Source organism: Gordonia polyisoprenivorans NBRC 16320 = JCM 10675 (genome assembly GCF_000241325.1).
In the GTDB taxonomy this organism is placed as follows: domain Bacteria; phylum Actinomycetota; class Actinomycetes; order Mycobacteriales; family Mycobacteriaceae; genus Gordonia; species Gordonia polyisoprenivorans.
On record NZ_BAEI01000057.1, the window covers coordinates 162,480 to 181,780 of the forward strand.

Sequence of the window (19,301 nt, forward strand, 5' to 3'; positions counted from 1 at the left end):
TGCGCAGCGCGGTCAGTTGGGACAGTTGCGTCGGTTCGATCACTTCGGTCAGGGCCGCGAGCATCGACGGGACCACACGCGCGGAGGTGATGCGGTGGGCGGTGAGCCGACGGGCGACCTTGACCGGATCGCGATGCTCGTCGGGTTGCATCATCACCAGGCGTCCGCCGCAGACCACGGGGCTGAGCAACTCGAGTACGACCGGATCGAAGGTGTACTCCAGCAGTTGCAGGAAGACGTCGTCGGAGCGGTAGCCGAAGTGGTTCTGATCGAACGCCAGATGCGCACTGAGTGCCCGCCGCGACACTGTCACGCCCTTCGGGCGGCCGGTGGAACCTGAGGTGAAGATCGTGTACGCGGCACAGTCGGGACGGACCGTGCCCCGGCGCTCGCTTGTGTGCAGTGGACGATGACCGGCCGCCGTATCTCTGCCGGCCACATCGACGACGAGTCGCCGCTTGTCGCCGAGACCGGTGACGCCTGCGGGCAACACGCCCGGCCCGATGAGAATGATCCGCACATCGGCGGTCTCGACCATGTAGCGGACTCGTTCGGTCGGCGCAGAGGTGCCGATCGGGACGAATTGTCCACCGGCGGCGAGGACGGCGTGGAAGGCCACGAGCATGTCCAACGAGCGTGGGATGCACACGCCGACAGCAGTATCCGGACCGACGCCCGCGGCGATGAGCTCCCTGGCGAGGTGAGTGGCCATCGCCCCGAGCTCACGATAGGTGACCAGGGTGCCGTCGACGTCGACGGCCACCTCGTCCCCGGAGACCTCGACCCGGCGCGCCAGCAGGTCGGTGACCGAGTCCTCCGGAACCTCGACGGCCTGGCCCTGCGACCACTCGCCGATTCGTATCGCGGTGTCACGACCGAGCAGATCAATATCTCCGATGAAGGTGTCGGGCGCCGAGATCAGCGTCCGCAGCACCATGGTCACGATCTCGGCGAACACCTCGACCTGCGCGGCGTCGAACGCCGTCGGAAGGTAGGAGAGCCGTATCCGCATCCGTTCGCCGTCGGGCATGGTGGCGAGATTGAGCGGATAGTGCGTCGAGTCGCGGCTGTCGATGGCCCGCAGATCCAGCTCGCCGGTGGCCGAGCCACGCGATGTCGACTCCAGGGACGCGGTGTCGATCGGATAGGACTCGTGCACGGTGAGGGTGTCGAACAAGGCACCCGACACCCCGGTGAGGGCAACGAGATCGGGCAACCCCAGGTGCTGATGATCGAGCACGGAGACCTTCGCAGCCTGTAGCCGCGACAAGGCGTCACCGATGGTGGCATCGGGATCGACGTCGACAACGGCGGGCAGCGTGTTGATGAACAAGCCGACCATCGTCTCCACACCGTCGAGATCGGCCGGACGACCCGAGACCGTCTCACCGAAGGCGACCACGCGTTGCCCGGTCAGGCGCGACAGCAGTACCGCCCAGGCGAATTGCATGACGGTGGAGATCGTCACGCCGCGCGAGCGGGCGAGATCCTCGAGTGCGGTGGTGGTGTGGTCGTCCAGCGTGACCGAATGTGTGTGCGGTGCAGCCGCAGCGGTCGCCTCGATACCCGGGGCCACCAGGGTGGCGCCCTCCACCGGTGCGAGTACCGAACGCCAGGCTTCGAGTCCCTCCCCGACGTCGGCGCGGGCCACACGCATCAGGTGTGTCGCGAAATCGGCTTCGCCGCTGCGTGTTCGACCGGTGTACGAGGTTCCGGTGGCGTACAGCGCAAGTAGGTCGGCCAGGACCAGTGGGCCCGACCAGCCATCGAGAAGCAGGTGATGGTTGGTGATGATCACCTCGGCGCCATCGCGGTGACGGACGACCGTGAAGCGCACCAGAGGCGGCGACGAGAGGTCGAACCGGGCGATGCGTTCGGCGTCCGCGAGCGCGCGCACCTCGGCGGCCACGCCGTCGGCGGAACCGTCGAGATCGACGACGTGCCAAGGAACCTCGACCGTCGCCGGGACGGCCGCCACCACCGCACCACTCGCAGTGCGGACATAACCGCTGCGCAACACGCGATGTTCGTCGAACAGGCGTTGCGCCGCCCGGCGGAGCCGCTCGAGGTCGACCGCGCCGAGCGACACCACGGCCTGGGTGACGTAGACATCGATGGTGTCGGCTCCGCTGCCGGCACGCTCGGACTCGAAGTACAGCCCTCGTTGGAGGGGCGTCAGCGGCCACACGTCCGCACCGGGGTACTGATGCGCCAGGGCGTCGAGATCGTGCTGGGTGACCCCGGATCCGGGGACGTCCGACGGGCTGTGACCCAGATCGTCACCGCGGGTGACCGTCTCGACCAGCGCGGCGAGCTCGGAGCGCCACCGCCCGGCGAGGTCGTCGATGTCGGCGGCGTCGAACATGCCCGCCGGGAACGCGATGTCGGCGACCAGGTTCCGGCCCTGCGGCGTCGACTCCGTCCCCACGTTGACGGTGAGTGCGTTGAGCACCACCATCGCCCCCGATGCCGACGATCCCAGCCCGCGCACGTCCGCGGTGGGCGCGAATGGTGCGGCCGTGCCGGCAGAGTCGTCGGCGCGGCCGCTGGCGCCGAAGTAGTTGAAGCCGATCGCCGGCAGCGGCCGACGAGCGAGCTCGGTGTCGGTTCGGGTGCCGTGGGGCCCATACCGCAACCAGCCGAATCCGGCTCCCGAATCCGGTTGTCCGAGACGCTCTTCCTTCGCCGCCTTCACTGCGTGCACGACGCCGTCGGCGGGATCGAGTGCCAGCGGGGAGATCGTGGTGAACCAGCCGACGGTCCGTGACAGGTCCGCGCGGCGTGGGTCGGCACCGGAGGCCACCAGTTCTTCCTGACGTCCGTGGCCCTCGACGAGAACGGTGACCGGCTGCTCGTCGAGGATCTCGCGTGCCACCTGCCATGAGCGCACCGCACGTGCGAGCGCACCGAGCAGGACGTCGTTGACGTTGCCCCGCAACGCCGCAGGGACGTCGGTCACGAGTGGCTCGGTGAGCGAGGCGTCGACGGCCATGGTGACCGACACGGTGGTTTGAGCCCGGTCACGCGAACGGTCGATGCTCGCGCCGAGCGGCGTGGTCGCCCGTCCGAGACGTTGCAGCCAGTGGTCGAGTTCGTCGGTGCGGTCGGCCGATGACTGCGCCAGACGGTGGTACCACCCGCGTTCGGAGGTGGCCTCGGCGCGCAGTTCGACGGGCCGCCGGCCGGCGCGCTGGGACCAGGCGGTGACCAGATCTTCGATCAGGATCGGCCACGAGACGGCGTCGACCGAAAGGTGGTGCAGCACCAGCACGATGCGGGCATTGCCGTCACGATCGTGGACCAGTCGGGCGGCCAGCGTGACACCGGCACCCGGGTCCAGGGACGCCGACGCACTCGCGTGTGCCTCGCGGAGCGCGGTCGCGTACTCGTCGCTGCCGACGGTCGAGGGCACCGAGGTCTCGGTGACCGTCGTGCGCAAGTCCACGTCGACGCCGACCGTCATCCGCGCACCGCCGTCGACGACGTCGAGGCGCGTCGCCAGCGCCGGGTGGACGGCCAGGAGTTCGGCGAGGAGTTCAGCCAGGTCGTCGACGGTCAGGCCGGCAGGCGCGGCGAGCACCATCGACTGAGAGAAATCGGCGAAATCGTCAGGGGTGTCGGACAGTTCGAGCATCCATGACACGACCGGCGGGATCGGCACCTCGCCGCGATTGCCACCGGCGGGGTCGGTGAGGTCGGGCAGGGCGGTCCGCTGCGCCGACAGGGCCCGGGCCATCGCGCGCACGGTTCGATGCTCGAAGATGTCGCGTGGGCTCAACGTCAGCCCACCGGCGCGTGCCGCCGAGGCCAGCTGGATCGACATGATCGAGTCGCCGCCGAGGGCGAAGAACGACTCGGTCGCGCTTATTCGTTCGACACCGAGCAGTGCCCCGATGACGGCGGCGAGTTGCTCCTCGACCGGCCCTTCGGGTGCGACGTACTCGTTCTCGGTGCCACCGAAGTCCGGGGTGGGCAGGGCCCGACGGTCGAGCTTGCCCGCGCTGTTGAGGGCGAGTTCGTCGACGGTCATCCAGACCGTGGGCCGCATGTATTCCGGCAGCGCCGCAGCGATGCGCGCACGCACGTCACCGACATCCACCGAGGCCGGCGACAGATAGGCCACCAGGTGTTGCGCACCGGTCGGCGCGACGGCCACCGCAGCCGCAGCATGCACGACACCGGGAGCCGACACGAGGACCGACTCGATCTCGCCGAGCTCGATGCGTTGCCCGCGCAACTTCACCTGAAAGTCGGTGCGGCCGAGGTACTCGATCGCACCGGAGGCGTTGCGGCGCACGAGATCACCCGTGCGATACAGCCGTGCACCCGCGGCACCGTAGGGGTCGGCGACAAAGCGTTCGGCGGTGAGCACCGCGGCACGTGCGTAGCCGTCGGCGATCTGCACGCCACCGAGATACAGCTCGCCCGGGACGCCGGCCGGCACCGGACGCAGACGTGCGTCGAGCACCAGGGCAGTGGTGTTCGGCACGGGTGTGCCGATGGTGATGACATCGGGCGCCGCGGTGACGTCGGCCCCGGTCACCTCGACCGCGGCTTCGGTCGGGCCGAACAGATTGTGGATCTCCACCCACGGCATGGCCCGGTGCAACCGGGCCACGGTCGCGGCGGGCAGCGCCTCACCGGAGGCGAACACCCAACGCAGACTGGTCAATCGGGCCAGTTGGGATTGCTCGACGACGTCGAGGAACACCGACAGCATCGACGGCACGAAGTGCACGGAGGTCACCGCGGCCGACTCGATCAGATCCGCGATGTAAACGGGGTCGGCGTGTCCGCCCGGCTCGGCCACAACCACCGTCGCCCCGGACATCAACGGCGCGAACAGCTCCGGCACCGAGACGTCGAAGGTGTAGGGCGTCTTCTGGAGGATTCGATCGCCTGCCGACCACGCGAAGGCGTCGAGCCCCCAGCGCAGTCGGTTGTACACCGCACGATGCGAGACGGTCACACCCTTGGGACGCCCGGTCGATCCGGAGGTGAACAGGGTGTAGAGGGCGTCGTCGGTGCGCAGGGGGCGCAGTCGCTCGGCGTCGGTGATCGGTGTGAAGGTCGCGTCCGGATCCAGCATGGTGGCCGTGTCGACGACGATCGTCGACACCTCGTCGCCGAGCGCACCGACCGCGGGCGGAACCTGCGCTCCGACGAGAATCAGTGCGACACGGGCCGTGTCGACCATACTGGCGACCCGCTCCGCAGGGGCTGCGGTGTCGATCGGCACGTACTGTGCACCTGCGGCGACGACCGCGTGGATGGCGACGAGCATCTCGACCGACCGGTCGATGGCAATGCCCACCGCCACACCCGGTCCGACGCCGGTGGCGATGAGCCGGCGAGCCAGCTCGCTGACCCGAATCCCGAACTCGCCGTAAGTCGTCGACCGGTCCGCCATCTGCACCGCGACCGCAGTGGGGGTGGCGAGGATCTGGGTGACGATCGCATCGGCGACGGTCTGGGCCTCGTACGCCACAACCGGGCCCGCCGAGAGTGCCAGCGCGTGGGCCACCTCGTCGCCGCCGATCCAGTCGGCATCGGCGATGGGCAGCGACGGATCAGCGGTCAGGGCATCGAGGAGGCGGACGAACCGCTCGGCGAAGACGACCATCGTGGCCTCGTCGAACAGATCGGTGGCATAGATCAGCGTGCCCGCCCAGGATCGCCCGGGCTCGTCGGTGGACAACCCGACGGTGAGGTCCAGCTTGGCCGGAACCTCCTCGGGAACAACAGATTCCACCCGGAGATCGGCGGTCCCGGCGACCGATGCCGCGGCGAGTTCGGGGACCGCTCCCCCGTCGAGGGTCACCATCACCTGGGCCAGCGGCGCGAACGCTTCCGACCGGGTCGGGGCGAGCGCTTCGACGACCGCCTCGAAGGGCACGTCGGCATGGGCGAAGGCGTCGAGGTCGGTACCGCGCACCTGCTCGAGGAGATCGGCCAAAGCGGTGTGCACGTCCACCCGGGTGCGCAGGACAAGGGTGTTGACGAACATCCCGACGAGATCGTCGAGCAGACGGTCACCGCGACCGGCGATGGGAGTGGCCACCGCGATGTCGTCGGTCGCGGTCAGTCGCGCCATGAGTGCGGCAAGAGCGGCGTGCACGACCACGAACGCGGTGGCGTTGTGACGCTGCGCGACTGCGGCGATCCGTTCGGCCACCGGCGCCGGGACCTCGAAGCCCAGGCGTGCGCCACGCTGGCTCGCGATCGCCGGACGCGCACGATCGGCGGGTAGGTCGAGTACCTCGGGTAGACCCGCAAGGTGCTCGGACCAGTAGGCCAGTTGGCGTCCGAGTACCGAATCGGGGTCGTCGACCGCACCCAACGCATCGCGTTGCCAGAGGGCGACGTCGGCGAACTGCACCGGCAGCGCGGGACGTGTCCCGACGGCGGAGCCGTCCCCGTTGACCCCGACGGCGGAGCCGTCCCCGTTGATCGAGTAGGCCGCGATCAGGTCACCGAGCAACGGCGACAACGATTCCCCGTCGGCGGCGATGTGGTGGAGGACCAGTGCCATGAGGTGTTCGTCGGGGCCGGTGGCGGCGATCCGCACCCGGATCGGCCACTGCCGGGTCACGTCGAACCCGGACCGCACCGCGTCCTCGAGGTGCGCTGCCGCGCCAACCACGGCGAAGTCCAGTGTGTGTTCCACCGACTCCGCCGGGTGGATGATCTGCTCCGGCGCTCCCCCGGAAACGGATTCAAAGGTGGTGCGCAGGATCTCGTGGCGGATCACGACATCGACGACGGCTGCGTGCAGCGCCGTGACGTCGAGCGGACCGGAGAGACGCAGCACGACCGGGATGTTGTAGGCGGGTGAGGTGACGTCGAACTGGTTGATGAACCAGATGCGCTGCTGTGCAAACGACAGCGGAATCACGTCCGGGCGGGGTGTCACCGGGCGGAGCTTCGACAGACCGGCCGGCCGATCACTGAGCGCCGCAACGAGATCACCGAGGACGGGGGTGTCGAAGACGTCGCGGACCGACACCTCGACCCCCAGTGCCTCACCGAGGCGCGCGGCCACCCGCATCGCTGCCAGCGAGTTGCCGCCGACGTCGAAGAAGGAGTCGGCCAGGCCGACGCGCTCGACGCCGAGGACATCGGCGAATACCTGCGCCGCGACCATCTCGCGGTCGGAGGTGGGTGCGACGTACTCGGCGGTGTGCGCCTGCGGCTGCGGCAGCGCGCGACGATCGACCTTGCCCGCACTGCCGAGCGGCATCTGTTCGAGCACCATCCAGGTGGTGGGCCGCATGTACTCGGGCAGGGCGGCGCGTACCGCGGACTGCGCGGCGGCGAGGTCGGCGTTGCGGGGTGCGAGATAGGCGACGAGTTGTTCCCCCGCAGCGGTGTGCGCCACCGTGACGGCAGCGTGGACAACGCCCGGTACGCCAACGAGGACGGCCTCGATCTCGCCGAGTTCGAGGCGCTGACCGCGCAGCTTGACCTGGAAGTCGGTGCGGCCCAGGTATTCGAGTTCGCCATCGGCGTTCCACACCACCCGGTCACCGGTGCGGTACAGACGGGCACCGGCTGGTCCGAACGGGTCGGCGACAAAACGTTCCGCGCTCAACTCGGGGCGTCCGGCATATCCCCGGGCCACCTGCACCCCACCGAGATACAACTCCCCGACCACCTTCGGCGGTACCGGGTGGAGTCGATCGTCGAGTACGTGGGTGGTGGTTCCGGCGACGGGGTGGCCGATGGGGATCACGGTGTCGGTCAACCGAACCCGATGTTCGGTGACGTCGACGGCAGCCTCGGTGGGCCCGTAGAGGTTGTGGAGTTCGACTCGGTCGAGCAGGGTCAGCAGGGTGTGGGCGGACGCCGCGCCGAGGGCCTCACCCGAGGTGAAGACCAGCCGCAGCGACGTCAGGTATCCGACGCGGGTGCCGAGGGCATCGAGGAACGCCGACAACATCGACGGGACGAAGTGGGTGACGGTGACGGCGTGCTCGGTGATGAGCGCCGCGAGGTGGTCGGCGTCGCCGTGTCGGCCCGGCTCGGCGAGCACCAATGGCGCCCCGTGGAGCAACGGCCACACCAATTCCCATACCGACACGTCGAAGGTGTATGGCGTCTTCTGCAGCACCACGTCGGCGGCGGTCAACAGGTACAGGTCCTGCATCCACTCGAGTCGATTGGCGATCGCGTCGTGGGACACCGTCACACCCTTGGGGGTGCCGGTGGAGCCGGAGGTGAAGAGAGTGTAGGCGGCGTTGGTGCCGCGCAGCGGGGCACGACGCTCGTGATCGGCGATCGCGGAATAGTCGTCACCACAGTCGGATTCGGCGTCGACAACAAGGATTGTCAGGCCGAGATCCGGAGCGGCGGCGGTCAGGGTGGTGGTCGTGGCCGAGACCAGAGCGACGGTGATGGCAGCGGAGTGGACCATCGCGGTGATCCGCGCGGCCGGTGCCTCGACATCGATCGGTACATACTGTCCACCTGCCGCGAGGACGGCGTGCACGGCGATCATCATCTCCGCCGAGCGTGGAATACTCACCGCCACAGCGGTATCCGGTCCGACGCCCTCATCGATGAGGCGGAGGGCGAGATCTCGGACACGGGCACCGAACTCACCGTAGGTCAGGTGCCGCGCTCGACTGATGAGAGCCACGGCGTCGGGGGCTCGGCGTACGGTCTCGCCGATCTGTGTCGGGATCGTCTTGTACACCGGCGCCGTTGGTGCGCCGACGGACCAGCGGCCCACCTGTTCGGCGACGTCGGGGGCGATCAGCGAGGCATCGTTGACGGCAGTGTCGGGGTCGGCGGCCAACGCCGACAGCACACGCACGAACATGTCGGTGAAGGCGGCGATCGTCGTGGCTTCGAAGAGGTCGGTGGCGTAGAGCACCGACCCCGACCATGGTTGTCCCGCAGCGCTGCTCGCCAGGGTCACCGTGAGGTCGACCTGGGCCGGAACCGACGGTGCGGCCAGTGGCGTCACGGTCAGGCCCGCGACCTCGCCGGCTGCCAGTGCACCTCCGGCAGTTGCATCGCCGGCCATGCCGGCCACCGCTTGATCGAAGCTCAGCATGACCTGCGCGAGGGGCGCGAAAGCTTCGGAGCGCACCGGGTCCAGCGCTTCGACCAGCGTCTCGAACGGGAGCTCGGCGTTGGCGAAGGCGTCGAGGTCGGTGACGCGAACGTCGTCGAGAAGCGCGCGGAAGTCCGCGGTCCCGTCGACTCGGGTGCGCAGCACGAGGGTGTTGACGAACATCCCGACGAGGAGGTCGAGATCGCGGCTGCCGCGACCGGCGACCGGTGTGGCGATCGCGACGTCGTCCGTGCCGGCCAGACGGGACAGCAGCACCGCGAGCGCGGCGTGAACCACCATGAACGGTGTCACGCCGGCTGCGGTAGCGAGGTGTGCGATGTCGCGGGTGAGCGTGGCGGGGATCTCGAAGTCTGCCCGCGCACCGCGATGTGAGGCGATCGCCGGACGTGGCCGATCGGTGGGCAGGTCCAGGACCGGGGCCAGGCCCCGCAATTGTGTTGTCCAGTAGTCGAGTTGAGTGCCGAGTACCGAGCCGGGTTCTGTGGCGTCGCCGAGCACCCGGTGCTGCCACAGTGCGAAGTCGGCGAATTGCACCGGCAGAGCATCGAACTCAGGGCGTCGTCCGTCCGTGCGGGCGTGATAGGCCGCCAGCAGATCGGAGACCAGAGGGGCCATCGATTCCCCGTCGGCCGCGACGTGGTGCAGGACCAGGGCGACGATGTCGGAGGGAGCCTCGGAGGCCTCCCGGAGAACGCGGATTCGCAGCGGGAGCGCCTCGCCGAGGCGGAATCCCGCTGTTGCGGCCGATTCGAGCCCTTCGGAGGTCGTCACCTCGGCCCAGTCGAGCATGGCGTCGATGGACTCCACCGGGTGGATCACCTGGTGCGGTGTGCCGTCGGCGTCGGGGAAGGTGGTGCGCAGGATCTCGTGTCGGGCGACGACGTCACCGATGGCGGCGCGCAGTGCCGGGCGATCGAGTCCGCCCGTGACGCGCAACAGGATCGGGATGTTGTAGGTGGGCGCGTCGGGTTCGAATCGGTTGATGAACCAGATCCGTCGCTGGGCAAAGGACAGCGGGATACGTTCCGGCCGTGGCGTGACCGCGGTGACCGGCGGTAGTGCGCGCGCATGTCCACGCGTGCGCGCGAGAAGCTCGCGAACCGTGGGGGCATCGAAGATGTCACGCACCGACACCGACACACCCAACGCATCCGCCGTCCGCGCCGCCAACCGTGTCGCCGACAAGGAATTGCCGCCCAAATCAAAGAAACTCGCGGTCACCCCCACCTCGTCGACACCGAGGATCTCGGCGAACACCGCAGCAACCCGAGCCTCGTCTGCCGTCGCAGGCGCCACCGCCTCACCGACCGACACCTCGGCCTCCGGCAACGGCAACGCCCCACGATCCAACTTACCGTTCGCCGTCAACGGCAGCCCGGCCACCTCAACCACCAAGTCCGGCACCATGTAACCCGGCACAACCCGAGCCACCGCCGCACGCACCTGCGCGGCCTCGACCACCGAACCCGGCTCACCGACCACATACCCGACGAGCTGCTCACCACGACCCGGCAACTCCACCACCCGCGCCGCCGCCGCACCCACACCCGGCACCGACAACAACGCGGCCTCAATCTCCCCGAACTCGATCCGGTACCCACGCAACTGCACCTGCGCGTCACCACGACCCACATACTCGATGTCACCGGCCACCCGGCGCGCCAGATCACCCGTCCGATACATCCGCGCACCCACCGGACCGAACGGCGACGCCACGAACCGCGTCGAGGTCAACCCCGACCGCCGCAGATACCCCTGCGCCAACTGCCCACCCACCACATACATCTCGCCGACCACGCCGTCGGGCACCGGACGCAACCGCTCATCGAGCACATGAATCCCCAACGACACCAACGGACGACCGATGTATGACGCATCCCCCGCCGACACCACCGCACGATCCAACGGCCGGAAACTCACATGCACCGTCGTCTCGGTGATCCCGTACATATTCACCAACCGCGCATCATCGGCAGGATTGTCATCAAACCACCGACGCACCTGTTCGAAACTCAACGCCTCCCCACCGAACACCACATACCGCAACCCCAACGACAACCCCGGCACCCGCCGACGCGCCTGCGCCACTTGATAAAACGCCGACGGCGTCAGACTCAACACCGTCACACCCTCGACCGCAACCAACCGCACGAACTCCTCAGGAACCCGCGCCACCTCACGGTCCACCACCACCAGACGGCCACCAGAAAGCAACGGCCCCCACAACTCCCACACCGAGAAATCGAACGCATACGAATGGAACATCGTCCACACATCATCAGCCCGGAACTCGAAATCACCCGCAGCCGAATCCATCAACGTCACCACATCACGATGAGTGACCTCCACCCCCTTCGGCCGACCCGTCGACCCCGACGTGTAAATCACATACGCACGCGAATCCGGATGCACCACAACATCATCAACACCACCACCCGCACCCGACGCGGCCAGCGACTCCACCGTCACCACATCCACACCAGCGCCGAGTTCACCCCACAATCCCAACCCCGACGACACCTCATCGGTCACCACCACCCGCGGCGACGCATCCTCCACGATGAACCGCAACCGATCCACCGGATTACTCACATCCAACGGCAAATACCCCGCACCCACCCGCAACACACCCACGATCGCCGCCACCAGATCCACCGACCGCGACGGCGCCACCGCCACCAAGTCCCCCGCACCCACACCACGAGCCCGCAACCCCGCCGCCACCGCGGCCGACCGCTCACCCAACTCCCCATACGACAGCGTCACCGACCCCGCCGACACCGCCCCACGACCACCGAACCGCCCCACGGAATCAGCGAACAACTCCACCAACGAACAACCCGCATGCACCGACTCCACCACCGGGGCCACCAACGACCCGCGGTAGGCGTCCTCATCCACCAACGACACCGACGACACCGACGCACCCGGATCCGCCACCAGACCACGCAACACCCGGACGAGAATGTCGGCGAAAACCTGCACCTGTTGCGCGTCGAATGCGGCAGGAAGGTACTTGAGTTTGAGTTCGATCCGATCGCCGATGACGCCGCTGACGAGGTTCAGTGGATACTGGGTGGCGTCGGAGGCGCTCAGGTCCTTGATTCCGATGCCTCCGACAGCGCCTGCGCCGGTGAGTGATTCGGCATTCACCGGGTAGGACTCGTGCACGGTGAGGGTGTCGAACAGCGGCCCCTTGCCGACCAGCGCGGCCAGGTCCGGCAGGCCGATGTGCTGGTGGTCGAGGACTGCGATCTTGCTCGACTGGATCGTGTCGAGAATGTGCGCCATCGACACGTCGGGATCGACGTCGACCACCGCAGGCAGCGTGTTGATGAACAACCCAACCATCATCTCCACACCGTCGAGATCGGCCGGACGACCCGAAACGGTCTCACCGAAGACCACGACCTGCTCGCCGGTGATCCGCGACAACAGTGCGGCCCAGGCGAATTGCATGACCGTGGAGACGGTCACCCCACGCGAGCGGGTCAGTTCGTCGATGGCCGTGCTCAATTCGGCGTCGAGGAGCAGGCTGTGATCGCGGGGGCGCATCTCGGTGGTGGCCTCGAGGCGTGGTGCGAGCAGAGTCGGATCGACGACGCTGTCGAGAACCGATCGCCAGGCCGCCAGGCCGGCAGCGGTGTCGGCACGGCTGATGTGGCGCAGGTAGTCGGCGTAGTCGGCGGTGTGCTCGGTCGCCGTGGCGGTGTAGGCGCGGCCGGTGGTGTAGATCGCGAAGAGGTCGGCGAGGATCAGCGGCGACGACCAGCCGTCGATGAGGATGTGGTGGCTGGTGACGATGAGGGTGGACTCGGTTCCGTTGCGCACCAGCACATACCGCATCAGGGGCGCGGACTCGAGATCGAAGGGGCGGGTTCGTTCGGCTTGCGCGATACCGTCCACTCCCGCCGCAGCGGCCGCGTCCGGGTCCGTGATGTCGACAACCCGCCACGGCACCTCGACCGTCTCGGGGACGACCGTGACGACCTCGCCGCTTCCCACCCGGACGAAACACGAACGCAGCACGCGATGTTCGTCGAAGACCGCGCGTACCGCGGCGTGGAGACGTTCGGCATCGACGTCTCCGTCGAGGGTGAGCACCGCCTGTGCGATGTAGACGTCGACGGCCCCTTGTTCCCGCCCGGCGGCGGCGAGTTCGGCCTGGAACTGCAGCCCGCGCTGCAACGGAGACAGCGCCCAGATGTCGGCGCGCGGGTAACGTCGGGCCAGCTCGTCGAGGTCGTCCTGCGTCACCGCGGCACCGACGACATCCGACGGCGAAAGGCCCGGATCGCCCTCGGAGGCAACGTGTTCGACGATCGCGGCGAGTTCGTTCTCCCAGCGCCGTGCGAGGTCGTCGACGTCGTCATGGCTCAGTGCGCCTGCCGGGAAGCCGAACCCGGCCTGCAGTCGGCGGCCTTCCGGGCCGACGACGGTCCCTGCGGTGATGGTGATCAGGGCGGTGGCCACCATCGCACCGGTGACCGTGCCGGGAAGTCGTGGCGCATCCGGGTCCGGGAGCAGAGTCCCGACGAGGCCGTCGGCGGAATCCCCCGCCACGTTGCCGAGGTAATTGAATGCGATGGACGGCAGCGGCGCCTGCGCGAGTGCGCCACCACGATCCGCGCGGAGCAGACCGAAACCGATGCCGTTGTCGGGCCGGCCGACGCGTTCTTCCTTGGCGCTCTTCACGGTTCGAGCGGCGTCACCGTCGGGATCGATGGCGATGGGGGCGACGCTGGTGAACCATCCGACGGTGCGCGACAGGTCGGCCGTGCGCGGGGCCGCGCCGCGCAGCAGCACCTCCTCGTAGCGTCCGTGTCCCTCGATGAGCATGGTGACCGGCTGCTCGTCGGCGATACCGCGGTCTCGTTGCCAGGACCGCACCGCGCGGGCGAGCGCGGCGACGAGTGCGTCGTTGACGTTGCCGCGGAAGGCCGCGGGTACCGACGTGAGCAACGGTTCGGCGAGGGACGTGTCGATGGTGTGCACGATCTCGGCGGTGGTGGACATGCGATCGCGTCCGTGGTCGATCTCGACGCCGAGATCGGTGGCGCGCGCACGGGCGAGCCAGTAGGTGAGTTCGGACTGCCGAGCACGCTTTTGGCTCTGCACCGCTCCGACGAAGGCCCGTGCCGAGGTCGCCTCCGGCCTCAAGGCGAATGGCTCACCGGCGAGGTATTGGCCCCAGGCGGTCACCAGATCCTCGATGATCGCGCGCCACGAGACGGCGTCGACACCGAGGTGGTGGATGACGATGACCACGCGACGCAGTTCCCCGGTCCCGGCAAGAACCGCCGATACCAGTTGCCCGAGTGCGGGATCGAGTCGCATGGAGGCCTCGCGGAACGCCGCGGTGATCAGCGCAGCACCCTCGGCCTCTCCGCCGTAACCGGTGGACTGGGTGACCGCGCTCTGTCCGTCGAATCGCCCGGCCCCTGCCTCGAGGTGCGGCCGACCGTCGATCTCGGTGAGTGCGGCGGTGAGCATCGGGTGGTTGGCGACCACGGCACCGATGACCTCGCGGAGCGCCGACACGGTGAGTTCGGCCGGGGCGTGGAGCACCATCGACTGCGAGAAGTCGGCGAAATCCTCGGGCGCGTCGGCGTGTTCGAGGACCCACGAGACGACGGGCGGAATCGGCATCGGCCCGACGCCACCGCCGTGGGGCTCCTCGAGCGCTGCGACGACGTCGCCGCGGCGTGCGACGGCGCGAGCCATCCCACGAATCGTTTTGTGTTCGAAGATGTCCCGCGGCGACAGTTCGAGTCCTGCGGCCCGCGCTGCGGAGGCGAGCTGGATGGACATGATCGAGTCTCCGCCGAGGCCGAAGAACGAGTCCGTCACGCCGACCCGTTCGATGCCGAGCAGTCCGGCGACGATACCGGCCAGCTGCTGCTCGACGGGGTCCTGCGGAGCGACGTAGGCGGCGTCGAGCGTCGGGGTCGGGGCGGGCAGTGCCCTGCGGTCGAGCTTGCCGATCACGGTCAACGGCAGTGCGTCCAGCGTCGTGATGCTGCCGGGCACCATGTACAGCGGAAGTCGCTGCGCGACATGCTCGCCGAGGGTTGCCGTATCGACCGGCGACCGGAGCACGACATAGGCGGCGAGACCGGACACGACCGACTCACCGCTGCCGGCGATGGCTCCGTCCGCGGAGACGCCGACCACGATCGCCGAGTCGACCGCCGGATGTGTCGCGAGGGCGGACTCGATCTCGCCCAGTTCGATGCGCAGGCCACGCAGCTTGATCTGATCGTCGCTGCGACCGCCGTAACCGACGGACAACCCGCCGTCGCCCTCGACCCACCGGACGACGTCACCGGTACGGTACATCCGCTGCCCCGCAGCGCCGTACGGATTGGCGACGAACCGCTCCGCGGTCAAGGCGTGACGGTGCAGGTAGCCTCGCGAGAGACTGGGTCCGGCGACATAGAGCTCACCGAGCACGCCCACCGGAACGGGATGCAGCCGCTCGTCCAGGATGAGCAGTTCGGTCCCCTCGATCGGTGATCCGATGAGCACGGGACCACCCGCGGTCATCGCCGCACTCATCGTGACGGCGACGGTGGTCTCGGTGGGACCGTACATGTTGTGCAACTCCACCGACGGCGCCCACCGGTCCCGCAGTGCTTCCGGCATCGCTTCGCCACCGACGAGAACGGTACCCACCGTGGGCAGTTCGGCCGGGTCGAGCGACGCCAGCACCGTCGGTGTGAGGAAGACATGGGTGAGCTGTTCGCGTGCCACGAACTCCTGTAGCGGTGCACCGGCGACGGCGTCGGCCGGGCGGTACACCAGTGCCGCCCCTGCGGTGACGGCCAGCAGATATTCCAGTACGGACGCGTCGAAGCTCGGCGACGCGAATCCCAGGATTCGCGAATCGGGTTGTGCGCGCGCGATCCTCGTTTCCGTGTCGGCGAAGTTGCGGATGCCCCGGTGGGTGACGCCCACCCCTTTCGGGCGACCGGTGGAGCCGGAGGTGTAGATGACGTAGGCGAGCGAATCGAGCGTCGGCTCGCCGTGTAGCTCATTGTGGTGCAGCGGTTCCGGCGACAGTCCGGCGATCGTCTCGGCCACCTCCGGTGTGTCGGGGTGAATCCAGGTGGTCGTGGTGGCGATCTCGCTGTTCTCCCACCTCTGCCCCAACGCACGCGGGCACAGGCCCAGTGCGACACCGGCATCGGCGAGCATGCCGGCGATCCGCTGCTCGGGGTGATCGGGGTCGATCGGTAGGTAACCCGCGCCGGTGCGCGCGACCGCCCAGATCGCGACCGTCAGGTCCACCGACCGCGGAATCGCCAAGGCCACGAGGGCTTCTGGTCCAGAGCCCGCGGCAAGGAGGTGGCGTGCGAGTCGGTTGGCCGCCTCATCCAGCTCGGCGTAGGTCAGGGTGCGCGTCTCGTCGGAGACGGCGACCGAGGTGGGGAACCTGCGGACGGCCTCGTCGAAGATGTCGGCGAGCAGCATCGGTGCGCGGCCACGTGGCCCGGCGACCGGCGTCAGTGCCGCCGCCTGGGCAGGGGCGAGGAGCGGCGCGTCGCCGATCACTGTCTCGGGCTGGGCCACGAGGTGTCCGAGCAAGTCCACGAACCGGGACATCATGGTTTCGACGGTGCGCGCGTCGAAGAGGTCGGTCGCGTAGTTCACCCGTCCGGTCCACGCGCCGGTGCGTCCGGCGCGCACACCGACCGTGAGATCGACCTTCGCGGAGGTCTCCTCGATCTCCAGGACGCCGACGGCGAGGTCGTCGAGGTCGGCAACCATCGCCGACGGGTCAACGGGATTCTGCTCCACCGTCAGCAAGACCTGGGTCAGCGGCGCGAAAGCTTCCGAGCGCGTCGGCGACACGGCGTCGACGACGGTCTCGAACGGTGCATCGGCATGGGCGAACGCGTCGAGGTCGGTCTGGCGGACCGCGTCGAGGAAGTCGGCGAAGGTGTCGGCACCGTCGACCGCGGTCCGCAGGACGAGCGTGTTGACGAACATGCCGACGAGTGGGTCGAGAGCCTGGTCTCCCCGGCCCGAGATCGGGGTACCGATCGCGATGTCATCGGTGGCGGCCAGCCGCGACAACAGCACCGCCAGCGCGGCGTGGATGATCATGAACTCGCTGATCCCGCGTGCCGCGGCGAGTGCGCGCACCGATTCCGCGGTGCCGGCGGGGATCTCGAAGCCGACCTCGGCGCCACGCATCGAGGCGACGGCCGGGCGTGGGTGCGTGGTCGGCAGGCTCAGCACATCCGGTAGACCGGTGAGCCGGTCGGTCCAGTACGCCAATTGCGCCGACACCACCGACCCCGGGTCGGCAGCCGAGCCGAGCACCTCCTGCTGCCACAGTGCCACGTCGGCGAATTGCACTGCCAGCTCCGCGAATTGCGGTGTGCGACCACGTGAGCGGGCATGGTAGGCGGTCACCACGTCGGTGACCAACGGGCGCATCGACTCGCCGTCGCCGGCGATATGGTGCACCACGATGAGCACGATGTGTTCGAGATCCTCGACGTGCCGAATCCGGATTCGGATGGGATGGTGAGCGGTGACGTCGAATCCCGCTGTCGCGGCAGCGAACAGCTCCGACTCGTCGTCGACGACCGCCCAGTCCAGCCGCGAGCCGGTCAGCGATCGGTCGGTCACCACCTGACGCGGCGCGCCCTCGACGGACGGGAAGGTGGTACGCAACACCTCGTGGCGGTCGATCACGTCGACCATGGCCGCGCGCAGCGCCGACAGGTCGAGTTTGCCGGTGAGGCGCAGCGCGATCGGGATGTTGTAGGCGCCCGAGGAGGTGTCGAACTGGTTGATGAACCAGATCCGTTGCTGCGCGTAGGACAGCGGGATGCGCTCCGGGCGCGGGTGATGCGCCCGCACCGGCGGAAGCCCGACACCACGGCCGGCCACCCGGCGTGCGAGATCGGCGACCGTCGGTGCGTCGAAGAGATCGCGGACGGCGATGTCGACGCCCAGTGCCGCACCCGCTCGGGCGGCGACGCGCATGGCGGCCAACGAATTCCCGCCGATGTCGAAGAACGAATCGGTCACCGACACCTGGTCCACGCCGAGCACCTCGGCGACGACGGCGGCGATGGTCGTCTCGGCGGGCGTCGACGGCGCGACGACCTCGGTGTGCGCCGCGGGCGCCAGATCGGGAAGCGCTCGGCGGTCGATCTTGCCCGCGCTGTTGCGGGGCATGGCATCGAGTACCACCCAGACCGACGGCCGCAGGTGCGCGAGCAGCCGGTCGGCCACTGCATCGGCGATGACCTCGGTGCGAAGCGTGTCGCCGGGGTGACCGACCACGTAGGCGACCAGTGCGTCCCCGGCCGCCGACGATCGGACGTCGGCTGCTGCGGCGACGACGCCGGGAACCGACGACACCACCGACTCGATCTCACCGAGTTCGATCCGTTGCCCGTGCAGTTTGACCTGGAAGTCGGTGCGCCCCAGGTACTCGATGTCGCCGTCGGTGGTCCATCGCGCCAGATCACCGGTGCGATAGAGACGCTGTCCCGGCGCACCCGACAGGTCCGGACCGCAGGGGTCGGCGACGAATCGCTCCGCGGTCAGCGCAGACGCCCGGGCGTAACCACGGGCCATCTGAGGGCCGCCGAGATAGAGCTCGCCGGGCACACCCGGTGGGACCGGACGCAGACGTCGGTCAAGGATTCGGACCAGCACACCCGGGGCGGGCCGGCCGATCGTGACGGTCTCGACCGGCTCGCTGAGCGTCGCGATCGTCGTGTCAACGGTCATCTCGGTGGGCCCGTATTGGTTGATCACCGTCGCGTGCGGTGCCGCGGCGAGCGTGTACTGCGTCAACGCCGGCGTCAATGCCTCACCGCCGGTGTAGATCCGGCGCACCGTCGACAGCGCGGCGGCCGCGTCGGAGACCTCGTCGAGGAATACCGAGAGCATCGACGGGACGAACTGCACCATGGTGATGTCGTACTCGGCGAGGCTGCGGGCCACGGCGGTTGGTTCGCGATGGTCGTCCACACCCGCCACGACGGCGTGTGCGCCGACGATCAACGGCCAGAACAACTCCCACACCGACGCATCGAAGGTGAACGGGGTCTTGACGAGGACGCGCTCGTCCCGCGGTTCGATGCCGGCGGGCGTGAACCACGTGAGCAGCGCGGTGAGGGCCCCGTGGGAGACGGTGACGCCCTTGGGTTGTCCGGTCGAGCCTGAGGTGAACAGAGTGTAGGCAGCGTGATCG

General features: G+C 68.6%; 1 protein-coding gene (only partly in view). It reads right to left on the minus strand.

This entire window lies inside a single protein-coding gene on the minus strand: locus tag GOPIP_RS14495, encoding a non-ribosomal peptide synthase/polyketide synthase. The 40,287-nt coding sequence extends 16,910 nt beyond the window's left edge and 4,076 nt beyond its right edge, so the window shows coding positions 4,077-23,377 (codon 1,359, partial, through codon 7,793, partial); reading right to left, the first codon wholly in view occupies positions 19,298-19,300. The start codon and the stop codon both lie outside this window.